Annotated in this window: 15 protein-coding genes; 8 read left to right on the plus strand and 7 right to left on the minus strand. The window is 69.6% G+C overall.

The window, feature by feature from the left end:
* The first annotated feature begins 14 nt into the window (after nt 1-14).
* Complete coding sequence (locus tag AC1DWT_RS05795) at nt 15-515, plus strand: DUF3558 domain-containing protein (protein ID WP_477920008.1); 501 nt, start codon at nt 15-17, stop codon at nt 513-515.
* A gap of 74 nt (nt 516-589) precedes the next feature.
* Here AC1DWT_RS05795 and AC1DWT_RS05800 read toward each other — a convergent pair whose 3' ends face one another.
* From AC1DWT_RS05800 to AC1DWT_RS05810, 3 genes are read right to left on the minus strand one after another with little or no spacing between them, the layout of a single operon-like run.
* Nucleotides 590-1,483 (minus strand): metal ABC transporter permease, encoded by an 894-nt coding sequence (locus AC1DWT_RS05800; RefSeq protein ID WP_072939481.1) that lies wholly within the window; start codon nt 1,481-1,483, stop codon nt 590-592.
* Nucleotides 1,480-2,358, minus strand: coding sequence for a metal ABC transporter ATP-binding protein (locus AC1DWT_RS05805; RefSeq protein ID WP_072939478.1), 879 nt, complete (start codon nt 2,356-2,358; stop codon nt 1,480-1,482). Before AC1DWT_RS05805 ends, AC1DWT_RS05800 begins: the two co-directional genes overlap by 4 nt.
* 13 nt (nt 2,359-2,371) lie before the next feature.
* Nucleotides 2,372-3,316: a metal ABC transporter solute-binding protein, Zn/Mn family gene (locus AC1DWT_RS05810; RefSeq protein ID WP_072939476.1), complete on the minus strand. Its 945-nt coding sequence runs from the start codon at nt 3,314-3,316 to the stop codon at nt 2,372-2,374.
* A 138-nt stretch (nt 3,317-3,454) separates the two neighbouring features.
* On the opposite strand from AC1DWT_RS05810, the gene AC1DWT_RS05815 reads away from it, so the two are divergent.
* Nucleotides 3,455-4,543, plus strand: a complete 1,089-nt coding sequence (locus AC1DWT_RS05815; RefSeq protein ID WP_072939473.1) for a LacI family DNA-binding transcriptional regulator — start codon at nt 3,455-3,457, stop codon at nt 4,541-4,543.
* A 13-nt stretch (nt 4,544-4,556) separates the two neighbouring features.
* On the opposite strand, the gene otsB is transcribed toward AC1DWT_RS05815, so the two are convergent.
* Together otsB and kstR are read right to left on the minus strand one after the other, a co-directional pair.
* Entirely contained in the window at nt 4,557-7,097 is a 2,541-nt protein-coding gene (otsB, locus tag AC1DWT_RS05820; protein ID WP_477920009.1) for a trehalose-phosphatase, read from the minus strand.
* A 68-nt stretch (nt 7,098-7,165) separates the two neighbouring features.
* Nucleotides 7,166-7,804, minus strand: coding sequence for a cholesterol catabolism transcriptional regulator KstR (gene kstR / locus AC1DWT_RS05825; RefSeq protein ID WP_005566090.1), 639 nt, complete (start codon nt 7,802-7,804; stop codon nt 7,166-7,168).
* A gap of 94 nt (nt 7,805-7,898) precedes the next feature.
* On the opposite strand from kstR, the gene AC1DWT_RS05830 reads away from it, so the two are divergent.
* From AC1DWT_RS05830 to AC1DWT_RS05855, 6 genes are all read left to right on the plus strand, one after another.
* On the plus strand, nt 7,899-10,061 hold the full coding sequence (locus tag AC1DWT_RS05830; RefSeq protein WP_477920010.1) for an acyl-CoA dehydrogenase family protein: 2,163 nt from the start codon (nt 7,899-7,901) through the stop codon (nt 10,059-10,061).
* An 83-nt stretch (nt 10,062-10,144) separates the two neighbouring features.
* Nucleotides 10,145-11,185, plus strand: coding sequence for an acyl-CoA dehydrogenase family protein (locus AC1DWT_RS05835; RefSeq protein WP_072939466.1), 1,041 nt, complete (start codon nt 10,145-10,147; stop codon nt 11,183-11,185).
* Nucleotides 11,170-12,321 carry an acyl-CoA dehydrogenase family protein gene (locus AC1DWT_RS05840; RefSeq protein ID WP_072939465.1) on the plus strand — a complete coding sequence of 384 codons (1,152 nt, stop codon included), beginning with the start codon at nt 11,170-11,172 and terminating at the stop codon, nt 12,319-12,321. The genes AC1DWT_RS05835 and AC1DWT_RS05840 overlap by 16 nt, the downstream gene beginning before the upstream one ends.
* 14 nt (nt 12,322-12,335) lie before the next feature.
* Entirely contained in the window at nt 12,336-13,331 is a 996-nt protein-coding gene (locus AC1DWT_RS05845) for a bifunctional MaoC family dehydratase N-terminal/OB-fold nucleic acid binding domain-containing protein (protein WP_477920011.1), read from the plus strand.
* The gene (locus AC1DWT_RS05850; protein ID WP_072939460.1) at nt 13,328-13,750 is read left to right on the plus strand and encodes a MaoC family dehydratase; all 423 of its coding nucleotides are present in this window, start codon (nt 13,328-13,330) and stop codon (nt 13,748-13,750) included. The genes AC1DWT_RS05845 and AC1DWT_RS05850 overlap by 4 nt, the downstream gene beginning before the upstream one ends.
* Complete coding sequence (locus AC1DWT_RS05855; protein WP_072939458.1) at nt 13,747-14,916, plus strand: lipid-transfer protein; 1,170 nt, start codon at nt 13,747-13,749, stop codon at nt 14,914-14,916. Before AC1DWT_RS05850 ends, AC1DWT_RS05855 begins: the two co-directional genes overlap by 4 nt.
* On the opposite strand, the gene AC1DWT_RS05860 is transcribed toward AC1DWT_RS05855, so the two are convergent.
* Both AC1DWT_RS05860 and AC1DWT_RS05865 read right to left on the minus strand, forming a co-directional pair.
* Nucleotides 14,888-15,997, minus strand: coding sequence for a flavin-containing monooxygenase (locus AC1DWT_RS05860; RefSeq protein ID WP_072939456.1), 1,110 nt, complete (start codon nt 15,995-15,997; stop codon nt 14,888-14,890). The two genes, AC1DWT_RS05855 and AC1DWT_RS05860, sit on opposite strands and share 29 nt — an antisense overlap.
* 109 nt (nt 15,998-16,106) lie before the next feature.
* Nucleotides 16,107-17,747: a helix-turn-helix transcriptional regulator gene (locus AC1DWT_RS05865; RefSeq protein WP_072939585.1), complete on the minus strand. Its 1,641-nt coding sequence runs from the start codon at nt 17,745-17,747 to the stop codon at nt 16,107-16,109.
* Between the last annotated feature and the right edge of the window lie 23 nt (nt 17,748-17,770).

Below are 17,770 nucleotides of genomic sequence, written 5' to 3' on the forward strand. Positions count from 1 at the left end.
AACGCGTCGGATCCGTGGTCATTCTCGCGGCAGTCTTCGCGCTCAGCGCTTGCAATCAATCAGTCGATGGTCAGCCGGGCCAGCAACCGGAACCTGAGATCACATTCCATCCGTGCGACGGACTCCCGCCCGACGCGATCCGCGCCATCGGTCTCGATGTGCGGCCGCCGGAACGCGATGACACCGACGTCCCACGCGCTCTCGGCTGTGGGTATTTGTCTAATAATCCGAATTACGGCATCACGATCGCAGCGCGTGCCGAAACGTTCAGCAGCGTCGAGTCGAGCGACCGCTTCGACGTCCTGAGGGAGACCGACATCGGCGGGCGGAGTGCGCTGGTGTCGGATTTTCGCGGTGGTAGTGCGTGCACGGTGTCGGTGGCGATCGAGCCGGGGATTCTGGAGTTCATGATCGGGTACAGCGAGTTGGAGGATTTCACGACTGTGGATGCAGCGTGCGATCAGGCAACGAAGGTGGCGACGACGCTGGCGCCGTATTTCCCCGACCACCTCTAGGCCCGCTTGCACTGAGCCGCCACCCTTCGGCGTGTGAGGGCCGATTCGGCCGCCGAGCGGCGAATAGTGGCGGCTCAGTGCGTGTGTGCGTGGGTGTGGGCGATGCGTCCGGCGTTCTTGCGTCGTGAGGAGCCGCTGAGTCGGCATGCGAGGTAGATGACGAACGAGATCGTGGTGACGAAGCTGGACACGGGCACGCCGGGTGCGAGGGACAGCAGGATGCCGCCGACGGCGGCGAGTTCGGCGAACACGATCGACAGGATGGTCGCCTTGAGGGGGCTGGCGGTGACGTAGGCGGCGGCTGCGGCGGGGGTGATGAGCAGTGCCATGACGAGTAGTGCGCCGACGATCTGGACGCCGAGGGCGGCGGTGATGCCGACGAGGACGGCGAACACGATCGACAGGGCGCGCACGGGGACTCCGCGGGCTTCGGCGACGTCGGGATCGGTGCTCGAGAAGAGGAGGGGACGGTAGATCAGGCCGAGGACTCCGATGACGAGCACGGCGCAGAGCAGCAGCAACTGCAGGCCGCTGTCTCCGGGCGCCACGATCTGGCCGATCAGCAGCGAGAAACTGGTGCCGGTGCGCCCTTGGTACGACCAGATGAACAGCACCGACAGGCCGAGGCCGAACGCCATGATGACGCCGATGACCGAGTCGCGGTCGCGGGCCTTCGCGCCGAGCAGCCCGAAGAGGACGGCCGCGACCACCGAACCGGCGATGGCGCCTGCCCCGACGCTGACGCCGATGAGCAGGGCAGCGGATGCGCCGGTCAGGGACAGTTCGCTCGTGCCGTGCACGGCGAACGACATCTGCCTACTCACGATCAGCGGTCCGATGGCTCCCGCGAGGAGGCCGAGGATGGCGCCCGCGATCAATGCCTGCTGCACGAAGTCGTACTGCAGGAGGTCGACGGTGGCGGAGACGTCGAACATGCGTGACATGGCGTCGGTGAACTTGTTGCTCATGCGTGTCCCTCGTCGGTGTGGTGCACACCCTCGCCGGGGCGGAGGCCGCCCGCGCTGCCGAGGGCGTCGATGGCGTCGCCGGTGCCGATCACGACGAGGCGGCCGCGCACGTGCAGCACCTCGACGTCGGTGCGGTACAGCTCGGACAGCACCTCCGACGTCATGACCTCTTCCGGTTTGCCTATCCGGAACTGGCCGTCGACGAGGTAGAGCACGCGGTCGACGAGGGGGAGGATCGGGTTGATCTCGTGGGTGACGAACAGGACCGCGGTGTCGTGGGTGCGGCGCCGCCGGTCGATGAGTCCGGACACGAGGTTCTGGTTGGCCAGGTCGAGGCTGAGCAGCGGCTCGTCGCACAGCAGGATCTGCGGGTTGCCGACGAGGGCCTGCGCGATCCGCAGTCGCTGCTGCTCACCGCCGGACATGGAACCGATCGGCGCGTCCGCGTAGTGCTGGGCGCCGACTTCGGCGATCGCCGCGTCGACGATGGCCCGGCGCCGGCCTCGCCGGAGGAGACCCGTTCCCCACTGGTGGCCGTCGACGCCGAGCCCGACGAGGTCGCGGCCGCGGAGCGGCAACCCGTCGTCGAGCGACTTCTGCTGGGGGATGTACCCGACGTGCGAATTGCCCTTTCGCGCCGGGGTTCCGGCGATGCGCGCGGTGCCGGAGCTGAGGGCGAGCTGACCGAGCAGCACCTTGAGCAGCGACGTCTTGCCCGACCCGTTGGGTCCGAGGACGGCGACGAATTCGCCGGGTTCCACGGTGAGGTCGAGGTCCTGCCAGAGTGTGCGTTCGCCGAAGGACAGTCGCGCCCCCGTCAGTTCCAGTGCGGGGACGCGACCGTTGCCGGCGTTCTTCGAAGTGGGTTCTGTCACAAGCCGATCAGTTCTATTGCAGAGCCGCGGCGAGCGACTCGGCGGTGTTGGTCTGCCACTGAATGTAGTCCAGGCCTTCGGGGAGGGTTTCGGTCACCTCGACGACGGGGATGCCCGCCGACTCGGCCGTGGCCCGCACGTCCTGGGTGACCCGGTCCTGCGTCTGCACGTTGTAGACGAGGGCCTGCACCTGCTTGCCGGTGAGCAGCTGTCGCGTGGCGGCGATGGCGGCGGGCGCGGGGTCGTTGCCGTTCTCGATGGCGCTCGTGAAGTCGGGCGGGGTGACGTCCTTCAGGCCCGCGGACTGCAGCAGGTAGTAGGCGATCGGTTCGGTCTGGGCGACGGGCGCGTCCTTGTGGGCGGCCGCGATGCCGTCGGTGATCGCGGAGATCTGCTCGAGCTGACCGTGGAAGGTGGCGGCGTTGGCCTTGTAGGCGTCGGCGTTGTCGGGATCGAGTTGGCCGAGCTTGTCGGCGATGGACTGCGCGGTGGCATCGACGGTGTCGACGTCGAACCAGACGTGTTCGTTGACGTCGCCGTGGTCGTGGCCCTCGTGCGAGTCACCGCCGCCCTCGCCCGCGTGCGCGCCACCCTCGAGGAGGTCGAACGCGTTGACCGTGAGCTGGTCGCTGTTGCCGGTGCCGATGATGTCGTCGACGAAGTGGTCGTATCCGCCGCCGTTGTAGACGATCAGCGAGGCGTCGGTGAGCTTGGCGGCGTCGGTCGGGCTCGCCTCGAACGAGTGCGGATCGGACGACGGTTCGGTGATGATCGAGGTGACGTCCACCTTGTCGCCGGCGACGGCCTGCGCGACGCTGCCCCACACGTTCGTCGACGCGACGACGGTCAGGGTGCCGTCACCGGTCGTGTCGGAGCCGCACGCGGTGAGGGTGAGGGCCGCGGCGAACGACAGCCCGACGGCCGCCGTGACGGCACGAAAACCTGAGGAAGCGCGCACAGAAAACTCCTGACCGAATACGAACGCTAAACGCTATTGGAAACCGTTACCGTTGCACTTTAGCGGATAGGTCCTGGTAGTGCACTTTCGGTGCAGCCCCGACGCGCCCGAACGCGGGCCAGGTACTAACGTCCCCCTATGCCCAGGTCTCGACAGCCTCGTCGCCAAGCCACGCTGGCGTCGCTCGCGGCCGAGCTCAATATTTCGCGAACGACGGTGTCCAACGCCTACAACCGGCCCGATCAACTTTCCGCGGAACTCCGCGACCGGGTGCTGCAGGCGGCCAAGCGCCGCGGCTATCCCGGCCCCGACCCGGTGGCCCGATCCCTGCGCACCCGCAAGGCCGGGGCCGTGGGACTGCTGCTCACCGAGGCCCTCAGCTACTCCTTCCGCGACCCCGCCGCGATGAGCTTCCTGTCCGGACTGGCCGAGTCGTGCGAGGCCGCCGGGCAGGGTCTGCTCCTGATCCCGGCGGGCCCGGGTCGCGAGGAGGCGGACGCCGCCGCGGTCGTGCAGCAGGCGGGCGTCGACGGGTTCGTCGTGTACTCGGTGGCGGACGACGACCCGTACCTCGCGGCGGTGTGCGAGCGGCACCTGCCGATGGTCGTGTGCGATCAGCCGCGGGAAATCCCGGGTGCGTCGCTCATCGGCATCGACGACCGCGGCGCGATGCGCGGACTCGCCGACTACCTGATCGGCCTCGGCCACCGCGACATCGGCGTGCTGAGCATGAGGCTGGGGCGCGACCGCGCGGACGGGGTCGCCGACGCGGAGCGCCTGCGGTCGCCGAACTTCCACGTCCAGCGCGAACGCATCGAGGGCGTGCGCGACGCCATGTCCGACGCCGGCCTGGACCCCGCCACCCTCACCGTCATCGAGCGGTTCGAGCACACCGGGAAGTCGGGGCACGCCGGTGCCGCACAGGCGCTCGCCGTGAATCCCCGGATCACCGCGCTCGTGTGCACCACCGACGTCCTCGCGCTCGGCGCACTGGACTGGGCGCGCTGGCAGGGCATCGACGTGCCCGGACAGCTGTCGGTCACCGGATTCGACGGCGTCGACGACGCACTGCGCGAGGGCCTGACCACCGTGCGGCAACCCCAGGAGGAGAAGGGTCGCCGGGCAGGCGCCCTGCTCATGTCCCCATCACACTCCGGGGTCGCGACCGTCGAAATGCTCGAGACCGAACTGCTGCGCGGTTCGACGGCCGGGCCCGCCAGACGCTGACCCGGCCGCCGGCTCAGGCCAGGAGCTGAGCGCAGCGCAGCAGTCCCAGGTGGCTGTACGCCTGGGGGTGGTTGCCCAGCGACCGCTCGGCGACGGGGTCGTACTCCTCGCTGAGCAGTCCGGTCGGTCCGGCGGCGTCGACCAGTTGCGCGAACAACGCTTCCGCCTGCGACCGCTGACCGATCAGCAGGTACGCCTCCACCAGCCAGGCCGCGCAGAGGTGGAACCCGCCCTCGGTGCCGGGCAGTCCGTCGTCGTGGTGGTACCGGTACACGGTGGAACCGCTGCGCAGTTCCGCCTCGGTGGCCGTGACGGTGGCCGCGAACTTCTCGTCCGRCGGGTCGATCAGCCCGGACAGTCCGATGTACAGGGTGGCGGCGTCGAGGTCGGTGCCGTCGTAGGCGGCGGTGTACGAGCGGACCTCGTCCTTCCAGCCTTTCTCGCGCACCTCGTCCGCGATCTTGTCGCGCAACGGCGTCCACCCGGGCTCGATGTCGCGGCCGAAGTGCTCGGCCAACGCCACCGCACGGTCGATGGTGACCCACCCCATCACCTTGGAATACACGTGGTGCCGGGGGTTGTCGCGGATCTCCCAGATGCCGTGGTCGGGTTCGAACCAGCGACGTTCGACGGCCTCGACCATGGCGCAGACCAGTTCCCAGTCCCGGTCGTTGAGCGCCACCTCGGCGCCCTGCTTCTCGCGGGCGTGGGACAGGTCGTGGATGAGCTCGACGATGGGTCCGAACACGTCGAGTTGGACCTGCTGATTGGCCGCGTTGCCGATGCGGACCGGCCGCGAGCCCGCGTAGCCGGGCAGCGAGTCGATGACGGCCTCGGGCGGCAGACCGCCACCGTGCAGCGTGTAGAGAGGGTGCAGGCGTTCGGGGCCGGGTAGCGTCTCGAGGACGTCGTGCACCCAGTCGAGGTAGCCCTCGGCCTCGCTGAGGGAGCCGAGGCTCACGAGCGCGGACGCGGTGAGCGCCGCGTCGCGGAGCCAGCAGTAGCGGTAGTCCCAGTTGCGGACGCCGCCGATCTCCTCGGGCAGCGAGGTGGTGGCGGCCGCCATGATCGCTCCGGAGTCGACGTGCACCAGACCGCGGAGGGTGAGCGCGGAGCGCTTCATCAGGTCGGGTTTGAGCGTGGGCAGGGTGAGGCTCTTCGCCCAGTCCGACCAGTACGATTCGGCCAGTGCGCGACGCTCCTGCTCGGGCGTCTCCGACGGTCCGAGTTCTTCGGTGCCGCACCGCAATTCCAGGACGACGTCGCCACCGGACGGATCGACGACGGCATGCGCGGTCTGCTGGTTGCCGTCGGAGGTGACGTTCCACTGCACGCCGGGGGAGCGCAGCACGATCGGCTCGTTGGTGCCGTGCACCCGCAGTCCCTCGCTGACCGCCTCGAGGATGACCTGGCCCTGACCGAATTCGGGCCGCGGTGCGAACGTCACGACGGCGGCGGCCTGCCCGCTGATCACCCGGGTCAGGTCGGTGCGGCCCAGACGGACGTCGTGCGGCAGGTAGTCGGTGACGGACAGGCTGGCCCACCGGGTCTGCACGGTCATCGTGCTGTCGATGTACCGCTGGCTCAGCGGCAGGGCGCTGCGGTGCGGGCCGACGCTGAAATGGCCGGCCTCCGGTCCACCGAGCAGGTGCGCGAACACGGACGCCGAGTCGGGTTCGGGATGACACAACCAGGTGAGGGTCGCGTCCGGCGTGACGAGGGCGACGGTCCGCGGGCTGGCGAGCATGGTGAGGCGCTCGATCGGCGGCGCGTGGGCCCCGGACAGCCAGGTGCGGCGCTCCTCGAGCAGGAACGCGAGGGCCGCGGCGACATCTTCGGTGCTCGACACCCGGAATTCGGCGAGACTGTCGCCGGGGCCGACCTTCACGCCGAGGTCGGGGCCCTGGAGGCGTGCGAACGCCTTCTCGTCGGTGACGTCGTCGCCGACGAACACTGCCGCGGTCGCGCCGTCCTGGTGGCGGATCAGGTCGAGGGCATGGCCCTTGTCGGTGGCGACGACGGCCAGTTCGATGACGGACTTGCCCTCGGTGACCTGCACGCCCACCCGCTGCCCGGCGTCGGCGCGCACCGCGGCCAGTGCGCGGGCGCCTTCCTCGGCGTCGGCGTTGCGGACGTGCAGGGCGACGCTCGCCGGCTTCGCCTCCACCGACGTGCCGGCGTGCAGGGCGGAGATCCGCCGGAGTTCCTCGGTGATCTCTCCGAGAAGTTTCTTGGCGTCGGCGTCGATCGCATGGATGAAACCGATGTCGAATTCCGAGCCGTGGCTGCCGACGAGTTGAACCTCGGCGGGCAGCCGCGAGAGCGCGGCGAGGTCTTTGAGTGCCCGGCCCGAGATCACGGCCGCCGTGGTTCCGGCGAGGCTGGCCAGGGCGCGGAGAGCACGCACCGATTCGGCGTGGGGAAACGCCTTTTCGGGGTCCGAGACGATGGGGGCCATCGTGCCGTCGTAATCGGACGCGACGAGCAGACGAGGGGTCCGCGCGACCCGGGAGAGGGCACGACGAAGTTCGATGGGCAGATCATGGGCGCTCACACGTTCAAATCTAGGGGATGTGACGGATGTGAGCGCGTTCTCGGCCGGGGCTGTGCCCCGATCGCGTCCTACTCGGGTCTGCGGCTCCCGTCACCGAGCAGCAGTTCGACGGTGAGTTCGAGCCGATTCGCGACATCGGTCGCCGACGAGCGGCGTGTGAGCCAGGCCACCAGGTTCGACAGCCACACGTCGGAGATGACGCGGGCGACGGCCAGTTGGTCCTCGGTGGGTTCGGTGTCCGTCATCGCGCGGGCGAACAGCCGGTCCATCAGCTTGCCCACCTGATCGACCTCGGCGGCGGCGGACGCGTCGGCGAACATGAACGCGCGCGTCATGGCCTCGGTCAGCAGCGGGTCGCGCTGCATGGCCCGGGTGATCTGGCTGAGGATCAGCTGCATCCGCTCGAGGGGGTTCCGGCCCGGCGGGTTCTTTCCGCGGGAGTCGATCCGCTCGAACTCGCGGGCGAGCGCCGACACCAGCAGGTGCACCTTGGACGGGAAGTAGCGGTACAGCGTTCCCACGGCGACGTCGGCGCGTTCGGCGACGGCCCGCATCTGCACGGCTTCGTATCCGCCCTTGGACGCCAGGGCCAGGGTCGCGTCGAGGATCCGCTTGCGCCGTTCCTTCTGCGCGTTGGAACTGAGATCGTCCTCGCCCAGCGTCGCCGCAGCGACCGTCGTGGACCGTGATCGAGAGCTGGTCGTCATTACCTGTTTTCCTTCGCGCCTTGACTCATGGCCAGGTGTCATATTAGAACACGTTCTAGACGAATGTGTCATTCAGGAGAGGCGGATACCCGTTGTGACTATCGCCACCACCGAGGAACAGAGAGCTGCAGCGGGTGCGATCCAGGCTTGGGCGCGGTCGACGGACCCGCTGGTCACAGTACGGCAAGGACCAGCAGATTCGTGGCACACGTCGTGGCCGTCCTTCTCTTCGCTCGGAATTTTCTCGGTCGCCGTGCCCGAAGAGGTCGGTGGGTCGGGGGCGGAGATCGTCGATCTCGCCGCGATGCTCGAACAGGCCGCGACCGAACTCGCCCCGGGTCCTGTTCTCTCCACCGCTCTGGCCGCTCTCGTCGTCGGGCGCAGCTCCGGCGCCGCCGCGAAACGATGGTCCGAGGATCTCGCCGACGGCGCGATGCCGTGCGCGGTGGCTCTCGGCAACTCCCCGGTGAACGCGACCCTCGGGGCCGACGGCGGGTTGACGGTCACCGGCGACGCCGGCTTCGCGATCGGCGGCGACGCGGGCGTCGCCGTGCTGTTGCCTGCAGACACGGGCGAGCAGGTCGTGTGGTGCCTGGTCGACGGTGAATCCGACGGCCTGAACATCTCGGTCGCCGACACGATCGACAAGAGCCGTCCGCTCGCGCGGGTGCGGTGCGACGGGGTGGCGGTGGCGGCCGACCGCGTGGTCACGGGGGTGCGGGACGGGCTGGTGTCCGACCTCGCCGCGACCCTGGCCGCCGCGGAGGCGTCCGGCATCGCGGCCTGGTGTCTGCGAACGGCGGTGGAGTACGCCAAGATTCGCGAGCAGTTCGGAAAACCGATCGGATCGTTCCAGGCGATCAAGCACCTGTGCGCGGAGATGCTGTGCCGCGTCGAACAGTCCGGGGCCGCGGCGTGGGACGCGGCCGTTGCGGCGGAGGACGCGTGGAATGCGGACGGTGGCGAGCTCCCGGTGGCGGCGGCGGTGGCGGCGACGATCACGCTCGACGCCGCCGTCGAGACCGCCAAGGACTGCATCCAGGTGCTCGGCGGAATCGGCTTCACGTGGGAGCACGACGCCCACTTCTACCTGCGCCGGGCGACGTCGCTGCGGCAGCTGCTGGGCGGCTCCGCCCGCTGGCGGTCGCGGGTCACGGAACTGACCCGGGCGGGCGCTCGCAGGCACCTGTCGATCGACCTGACGGGCCTTGGCGCCGAGCGGGCCCGGATCCGCGCCGACATCGCCGCGCTGGTGGCGCGGCCGGAGCCGGAGCGACGCGCGGCCTTCGCCGAGTCGGGCTACCTGGCCCCGCACTGGCCCGCGCCCTACGGGCGAGGTGCGCGCGCCGCGGAGCAGATCCTGATCGAGGAGGAACTGGCGGCCGCCGGGATCGGCAGACCCGACCTCGTGATCGGCTGGTGGGCCGTGCCGACCATCCTCGAGCACGGCAGCGCCGCGCAGATCGAGCGTTTCGCCACCCCGACGCTGCGCGGCGAGATCATCTGGTGCCAGCTGTTCAGCGAACCCGGCGCCGGCTCCGACCTGGCGGCGCTGCGAACGTCGGCGGAGAAGGTGGACGGCGGGTGGCGGCTGAACGGCCAGAAGGTGTGGACGTCGAGGGCGCAGGAGGCGGACTGGGCGATCTGCCTGGCCCGCACCGATCGGGAGGCGCCCAAACACAAGGGCATCAGCTACTTCCTCGTCGACATGACGAGCCCCGGCATCACCATCTCGCCGCTGCGCGAGATCACCGGCGACGCCCTGTTCAACGAGGTGTATCTCGAGGACGTGTTCGTGCCGGACGACCTGGTGGTCGGGAATCTCGGCGACGGCTGGAAGCTGGCCCGCACCACGCTGGCGAACGAGCGGGTCGCGATGGGCGGGGGCTCCTCGCTGGGCGCGGCGATGGAGGAACTGCTCGCACTCGCGGGTGACGGCGACCCGGTCACCGACGACACGCTCGGCCGGCTCATCGGCAACGCGCTCGTCGGCTCGCAACTGGAACTGCGCACCACCCTCCGGCAGCTGGACGGCCAGGACCCCGGGCCCGAATCGAGCGTCCGCAAGCTGGTGGGCGTCCGGCAGCGGCAGGCGGTCGCGGAATTCGCGATGGAACTCGGCGGCACGGACGGCTGGGTGGAGGGACCGCTCGCGCGCGAGTTCCTGAACACCCGCTGCCTCTCGATCGCGGGCGGAACGACGCAGATCCTGCTGACCGTGGCGGCCGAGCGCATCCTCGGGCTGCCGCGCGGCTGAGCCGGGCCGGGCTCGGCCTTTCGCGGGGTCCGGGATGGTGATACAACTAGAACACGTTCTAAATCGAAAGTGGGATTGTCAGCGTGGACTTCACTCGAGACGAAACCCAGGAGGCCGTGGCCCAGGTCGCGGCCGGACTGCTGGCCCGCGACCTCGACGGCGACGCCCTCTGGGCCGCCTTCGCCGACGCCGACCTGCTGACCCTCGCACTGCCGGAACGTCTCGGAGGCGAAGGGCTCTCGGTCACCGACGTCGGTGCGCTGCTCACCGAGGTCGGGCGGCAGGCGGCGCAGGTCCCGGCCCTCGCGACGCTCGGATTCGGGGTGCTGCCCATCGTCGCGCTGGGCGACGACGCGCAACAGGACGCCCTGCTCACCGGTCTCGCCGGCGGTCGCACTTTCACGGCGGCGCTCGCCGAACCCGGGGCGCAGTTCCCGGCACGGCCGTCGGTGACCGCGGTCGCGGAGGGCGACGGCCACTCCGTCACCGGACGCGTGCTCGCGGTCCCGTACGCCGAGCGGGCACACCGGATCCTGGTGCCGACGGACGCCGGGGTGGTGCTGGTGGATCCGGGCGCGGACGGCGTCGCGCTCACACCGACGCCCTCGGCGTCGGGCAGCCCCGAATTCGCGATCACGTTCGACCGGGCGCGGGGCGATCTGCTCGCGGCCGGCGACAACGCGGTGCAGACGCTGTACCGGATCGCGCTGGCCTCGATCGGGGCGGTGGCCGACGGACTGCTCTCCGGTGCAACGGTTCTGGCGGGCGAGCACCTGGCCACCCGGCACCAGTTCGGCAAGCCGCTCGCGACGTTCCAGGCCGTCTCGCAGCAGATCGCCGACGTCTACGTCACGTCCCGCACCCTGCACGTGTCGGCGCTCGCGGCGTCGTGGCGGGTGTCCGAGGGCCTGGACGCCCAGGACGATCTGGACGTGATGGCCTACTGGATCGCCGCCGAGGTGCCCGCCGCCATGCAGGTGCTGCACCACCTGCACGGCGGGATCGGCGTCGACGTGACGTACCCGCTGCACCGCTACTACTCGACCGCCAAAGACCTGGCCCGCCTCGTCGGCGGCGCCTCGTATCGACTCGACCTCGTGGGGGCCCGGTGTTCATCGATCTGACCGACGAGCAGCGGGAGCTGCAGGCGGAACTCCGGCGCTACTTCTCCGGGCTGATCTCCCCGGCCGAGGCCGAGGTGATGCGCACCGAGCGCCACGGCGCCACCTACCGCGAGGTCATCCGCCGGATGGGTAAGGACGGCTGGCTCGGGGTGGGCTGGCCGGTGGAGTTCGGCGGTCGCGGCTTCGGAGAGATCGAGCAGCAGATCTTCGTGAACGAGGCTGTGCGCGCCGATGTTCCGCTGCCCTCGGTGACGCTGCAGACGGTCGGGCCGACGCTGCAGACCTACGGCACCGAGGAGCAGAAGCGCAAGTTCCTGCCCGCGATCCTGGCGGGCGAGGTGCACTTCGCAATCGGCTACACCGAACCCGAGGCGGGAACCGATCTGGCGGCGCTGCGGACCACGGCCGCCCGGGTGGGGGACGAGTACATCGTCAACGGCCAGAAGATCTTCACCACCGGCGGCCACGACGCCGACTACCTGTGGCTCGCCGTCCGCACCGGTTCGGCCGACTCGCGGCACCGCGGCATCTCCATCCTGATCATGGACACCAAGGACCCCGGCTACAGCTGGACACCGATCATCACGTGCGACGGCGCGCACCACGTCAACGCCACGTACTACTCCGACGTCCGGGTGCCCGCGAACATGCTGGTGGGCGAGGAGAATCAGGGTTGGCGCCTGATCACCACCCAGCTCAACCACGAACGCGTCATGCTCGGACCGGCAGGCCGGGTCGGGGGACTGTACGACCGCATTCGCAACTGGGCGGTCGCGCACGACCTCCTGGGCGAACCGGACGTGCGGCGCGCGCTCGGCGAGATCCACGCGACGTACCGCCTCAACGAACTCCTCAACTGGCAGGTGGCGTCCAGTGAGTCGGACGCCGTCGACATCGCCGACGCGTCCGCGACGAAAGTGTTCGCCACCGAACGCATTCAGCGCATCGGCAGGCTCGCGGAGGAGATCGTCGGACGTTACGGCGACCCGTCCGAGCCGGCGACCGCCGACCTCGTGACGTGGCTCGACATGCAGGTGAAACGCAACCTCGTCATCACGTTCGGCGGCGGCGTCAACGAGGTGATGCGCGAACTGATCGCGACAGCCGGCCTGAAGCTTCCCCGAGTCCCGCGATAGGAGCGCCGCGCGATATGAGTTCCGAACAGATTCTCGCTGCCGCAGAGGAGGTCCGGTCGGCGGGCCCGAGTGCTCCCCGGCCCGGACGGGACCCGATCAACCTGCCGATGATCCGCAATTGGGTGGAGGCGATCGGCGACAAGAATCCGATCTACGTCGACGAGGCGGCCGCGCGGGCAGCGGGACACGACGGCATCGTCGCCCCGCCCGCGATGGCGCAGGTGTGGACGATGCAGGGCCTGAACGCCGTTCGGCAAACCGACGACCCGCTCGGGCGCATGACGACCATCCTCGACGAGGCCGGGTTCACGTCCGTCGTCGCAACCAACTGCGATCAGATCTATCACCGCTACCTGAAGGTCGGGGAGGAGGTCACCATCACCACGACCCTCGAGGATGTGGTGGGCCCGAAGAAGACGGGCCTCGGCGAGGGATGGTTCTTCAACACCCGCAGTGTGTGGCGCGACGCCGCAGGCGAACCGGTGGCCGAGATGCTGTTCCGGATTCTGAAATTCATGCCGAAGACCGACCGGCCCGGGCCGTCGGGGAACGGGCAGGGTGCGTCCTACGACGACCTGGACCCGTCGAGGATGATGCGGCCCAGCGCCTCGCCGGACACCCAGTTCTTCTGGGACGGCGTGGCCGCGCACGAACTGCGGATCCAGCAACGCGAGGACGGGTCGCTGCAGCACCCGCCGGTGCCCGCGCTGTGGAAGGACAAGTCGGAGGCGACGGACTATGTCGTCGCGTCCGGCCGCGGCACGGTGTTCAGTTACGTCGTCCACCACGCGCCGAAGGTCCCGGGACGTTCGCTGCCGTTCGTGGTGGCGCTGGTCGAACTGGAGGAAGGCGTCCGCATGCTCGGCGAACTGCGCGGGGTCGAGCCCGCCGACGTGACGATCGGGATGCCGGTGGAGGCGATCTACCTCGACTTTCCCGGTGACGACGCGACGGGCGGCGCGCCGTGGACCCTGTACGCGTGGCAGCGCGGAGCGAAGGAGCAGTCATGACGTCCACTCTCGATGTCGTCGTGGGAACGACGCTTCCGGAACTGTCCGTCACCGGCGACCCGACGTTCGTCGTCTCGGCCGCACTCGCGACGCGCGACTTCCAGGACGTCCACCACGACCGCGACCTGGCGCAGCAGCGCGGATCGAAGGACATCTTCGTCAACATCCTCACCGACACCGGTCTGGTGCAGCGGTTCGTCACCGACTGGGCGGGACCGACCGCGGTGATCACGTCGATCGCGCTGCGCCTGGGGGTGCCGTGGTACGCCTATGACACGCTCACGCTGAGCGGCACGGTGGCGTCGGTGGACGACGGCGTCGTCACGCTCGATGTCGTCGGGAAGAACGGTCTCGGCAACCACATCACGTCGAAGGTGACCCTCGTCCTGGACGGACGCACGAACGGAGCGGGTGCATGAGCGGGTTGTCGGGCAAGGCTGTCATCGCCGGGATCGGCGCCACCGACTTCTCGAAGGATTCGGGCCGGAGCGAATTGCGGCTGGCGGCGGAGGCCGTGACGGCGGCGCTCGAAGACGCCGGGCTGACACCGGCGGACGTCGACGGGCTGACGTCCTTCACGATGGACACCAACACCGAAGCCGCCGTGGCCCGTTCGGTCGGTATCCCGGATCTGAAGTTCTTCAGCCGCATCCACTACGGCGGGGGCGCGGCGTGCGCGACCGTGCAGCAGGCCGCGATGGCCGTCGCCACCGGCGTCGCCGACGTGGTGGTGGCGTACCGGGCGTTCAACGAGCGGTCGGGGATGCGGTTCGGGCAGGTGAACTCCGGTCTGGTGCAGCAGGTGAACTCGTCCGGTACCGACAACGCGTTCTCCTACCCGCACGGCCTGTCGACGCCTGCGGCGTTCGTCGCGATGGTCGCGCAGCGGTACATGCACGAATACGGCGCCACGAGTGAGGACTTCGGACGGATCGCGGTCACCGACCGCAAGCACGCGGCCACCAATCCGAACGCCTTCTTCCACGGCAAGCCGATCACCCTCGAGGACCACCAGAATTCCCGCTTCATCGCCGAACCGCTGCACCTGCTCGACTGCTGCCAGGAGTCCGACGGCGGCATCGCGATCGTGGTCACGTCGCCGGAGCGGGCGAAGGATCTGAAACAGAAGCCGGCGGTGATCGCGGCGGCGGCGCAGGGGAGCGGCAGCGACCAGTACATCATGACCAGCTATTACCGGCCCGAGCTCGCGGGACTGCCCGAGATGGAACTGGTCGGCAGGCAACTGTGGGATCAGGCCGGACTCGGCCCGCAGGACATGGATCTGGCGATCCTGTACGACCACTTCACACCATACGTATTGATGCAGCTCGAAGAGCTCGGCTTCTGCGGTCGCGGCGAGGCCAGGGACTTCATCGCCGACGGCGCCATCGATCTCGACGGCAGCCTGCCGCTCAACACCCACGGAGGCCAGCTCGGGGAGGCCTACATCCACGGCATGAACGGCATCGCCGAGGGGGTGCGGCAGATCCGCGGCACGTCCGTCAACCAGGTCTCCGGTGCGCAGAACGTCCTCGTCACCGCAGGCACCGGAGTGCCTACGTCAGGGTTGGTGCTGACGGCCTGACACCGGCCCGGGACTGCCTGCGCGCGATGTGTTTCGCGACGTAGGCGGCGTCGCGGCCCACCCCGCCGGTGAGCATCGACGCGAATGCCTGCAGGAACGGCAGACCGACGAAATACAGTCCGGGATGGTCGGGTGAGACTCCGCGGGACTGCTCGGGCCACCCGTCCGCACCGGTGACGGGGATCTGGATCCAGGTCGTGTCCTTGCGGAACCCGGTGCACCAGATCACGTTGCGGACGTCGAGAGCGGTGCCGTCGTCCAGGATCGGTGTGCCGTCGCGCACGTCGGTGACCTTCGCCGGGAAGTGCTCCACACCAGCCGCGGCCAGGTCGGCGCGCTTGACCCGGAGCAGTGGGCCGCCACCCGAGCGGACGTGGGTGCGCATCTTCCGGCCGATGGGGGTGCGTTCGGTCAGAACGTGATTCGCCATGAACCACATGATCGGGATCGCGACGTGCGCGGCGCGCCCCTCGAGGTCGAACGGCACCTCACCGCGGACGGGACCGCAGATCGTGGTGCGATGCGAACGGGAGGCCTCCAGGGCGATGTCCGCGCCGGAGTGGCTGCACCCGACCACCAGCACCGGCCCGTCCTGCAGTTGGGAGGGATTGTGGTAGTCGCTGGAATGCAGTTGCCGGATCCGGGGGTCGAGGCGGTCGGCGAGGTCGGGGATGACCGGGGTCTGCCAGGTGCCGGACGCGACGACGACGTTGCCGGCCTCGAATCGGTCCGTTCCGGCGGTGACGACGTAGCGGTCGCCGAGACGGGACAGTCCGTCCACGGTGACGCCGGTCCGGACCGGCAGCGCGAACCGCTCCGCGTAGGCCTCGAAGTAGTCGGCGACCTCGTCCTTCCCCGGCCAGGACCAGGCGGGGGCGGGAATTCCCCAGCCGGGCAGCCCGTCGTACCGGGCCGGACTGTAGAGCCGGAGCGAGTCGAACCGTTCCCGCCACACGTCCCCGACGCGGTCGTGGGCGTCGAGGATCACGAAGTGCTGCCCGCGTTGGGCGAGGTGGTAGCCGGTGGCGAGGCCGGCCTGCCCGGCACCGATCACGATCGTGTCGAAACGTTCTGTGGACATCGGGTGCCTTCTTCCCTCGGTGTTCGGTGGTTGTGCTCAACGCTAGGAGCGAGGCCGACCCGGGCGCGTCGGGAGAAAGGCGCAGATACGTACGACCGTATGGGTACTTTCATGTAGCCGGGCCGACGAGGTGATGCTCGTAGGCATAGGCCGTGGCCGCCGACCGCGACGAGATTCCCAGCTTGACGAAGATGTTGCTCAGGTGCCGGGCGACCGTCTTCTCGCTGAGGAACAGTTCCGTCGCCACCGCCCGGTTACTCTTGCCCGCCGCGACGAGGCGGAGCACGCACACTTCACGCGGGGTCAGCGGAGTGGAGTCCGCGGAGCCGGGACGGAACTCCGCCCGTAGTCGTTCGAGGTCGGGGAGCGCGCCCAGTTGCCGGTACGTGGCGGATGCGAGGTCGTGCTCCATCTGCGCGGTGTCTTCGTCGCCGAGGTCGCGGCACACCAGCGCGACCGACTCCCGGACCCGCGCGCACTCGTAGGGCGCGCCGATCTCCTGCCAGCGCCGCCACGCGTCGCGCAGAACGGTCAGCGCGTCACTGCCCCGCCCCTCGGCGTGCAGCACCGATCCTGAAGCCTGCGCCGCCAGGGCACACAGATAGGGAATCGCGAACCCGGATGCCGTCGAGTCGAGTTCGTCCGCGGCCGATCTCGCCGCCGGGACGTCGCCCGAGGCGAGCAAGATCTCCACGCACGCGGGCAGCAGCCGGGCGCGTTCCACGGCGCCGGTGGCTTCGTCCAGAGCACAGCGGATCGACGCGGCCGCGCTGCCGACCCGCCCCTGCGCCATCCGCAGCAGCGCGAGTCCGGGTTGCGGGCGCCTGCCCAAGCGGTTCGCCTCCAGAAACAACTTCTCGGCCTGGGCGACCTCGCCGCGCAGGCGGTGGAGGTCGGCCATCACGTAGGCGGCGGACCCGGCCGCGGGTTGCGAGGCGAGTCGTTCGTGCGCCCGCCGCGCCGAGTCCATCGCCGTCGGCCAGTCGCCCTGCAGTTGCAGGATCTCGGCACGGTGGACGAGGCATTGGCCGCGGTAGGGGACGAGGCCGGGTTGCGAGGAGCACCATTCCTCCAGCGCCACAGTCCATTCCCGGGACCGGCGGAGGTCGCAGATGTTCTGGCACTGCTCGATCACGGCGCAGTACACGATCCCCGCGACCACCGGGGACACGTTGTCGGACGTCACCCCGACCATCGCCTCGTCGAAAGCGGACACCGCCTCCGCGACGTGCCCCAGCAGGACGAGCGAATGGCCGGTGCCCAGCACCCCGAGCGTCGTCAGATCCGGGTCGGCGAACCGGATGCCCACGTCCGTCACCGTGCGGAAGATGTCCTGGGCCGCGGTGCCGTCGCCGTCGTCGATCCGGCGTAGCCCCTGCGGCACCAGCAGGTAGCCACGCTCCGCGCAGTCCACGCCCGCGGTGTCCAGAAGTCGCTGGGCCTTGCCCAGCCAACCGCCGCCGCGGGCGTGCTCGCCCCGCATGAGCAGGCCGAACGAGAGCCAGAACGCGCACCGCGCCGAGCGCACCGGTCGACCCGTGCGGGTCCACTCGTGCACCGCCCGCTCCCACCATTCGGTGCTGGCGTCGTCCTCACCGAGCAGGTACGCGGCGGTGGCGAGCAGTTCGAGGTCGTCACCCGGCAGCGGGTCCCGCCGATCGGCGCTCGACAGGCGGGTGTAGGTGTCGCGCCAGTCTCGCCGCTCGAAGGCCGCACGGCCCGTCCGGAGTTCCGACGCCGCATCCGACATCATGGTCTCCTGCCGAAGATCTG

The organism is Rhodococcus sp. P4_B6, assembly GCF_056402215.1.

Excerpts from the sequence above, each read along its gene's own strand:
- AC1DWT_RS05865 (WP_072939585.1), bottom strand. The coding sequence starts at position 17,747 with ATGTCGGATGCGGCGTCGGAACTCCGGACGGGCCGTGCGGCCTTCGAG.
- AC1DWT_RS05855 (WP_072939458.1), top strand. The coding sequence starts at position 13,747 with ATGAGCGGGTTGTCGGGCAAGGCTGTCATCGCCGGGATCGGCGCCACC.
- AC1DWT_RS05850 (WP_072939460.1), top strand. The coding sequence starts at position 13,328 with ATGACGTCCACTCTCGATGTCGTCGTGGGAACGACGCTTCCGGAACTG.
- AC1DWT_RS05815 (WP_072939473.1), top strand. The coding sequence starts at position 3,455 with ATGCCCAGGTCTCGACAGCCTCGTCGCCAAGCCACGCTGGCGTCGCTC.
- AC1DWT_RS05800 (WP_072939481.1), bottom strand. The coding sequence starts at position 1,483 with ATGAGCAACAAGTTCACCGACGCCATGTCACGCATGTTCGACGTCTCC.
- kstR (WP_005566090.1), bottom strand. The coding sequence starts at position 7,804 with ATGACGACCAGCTCTCGATCACGGTCCACGACGGTCGCTGCGGCGACG.
- AC1DWT_RS05860 (WP_072939456.1), bottom strand. The coding sequence starts at position 15,997 with ATGTCCACAGAACGTTTCGACACGATCGTGATCGGTGCCGGGCAGGCC.
- AC1DWT_RS05845 (WP_477920011.1), top strand. The coding sequence starts at position 12,336 with ATGAGTTCCGAACAGATTCTCGCTGCCGCAGAGGAGGTCCGGTCGGCG.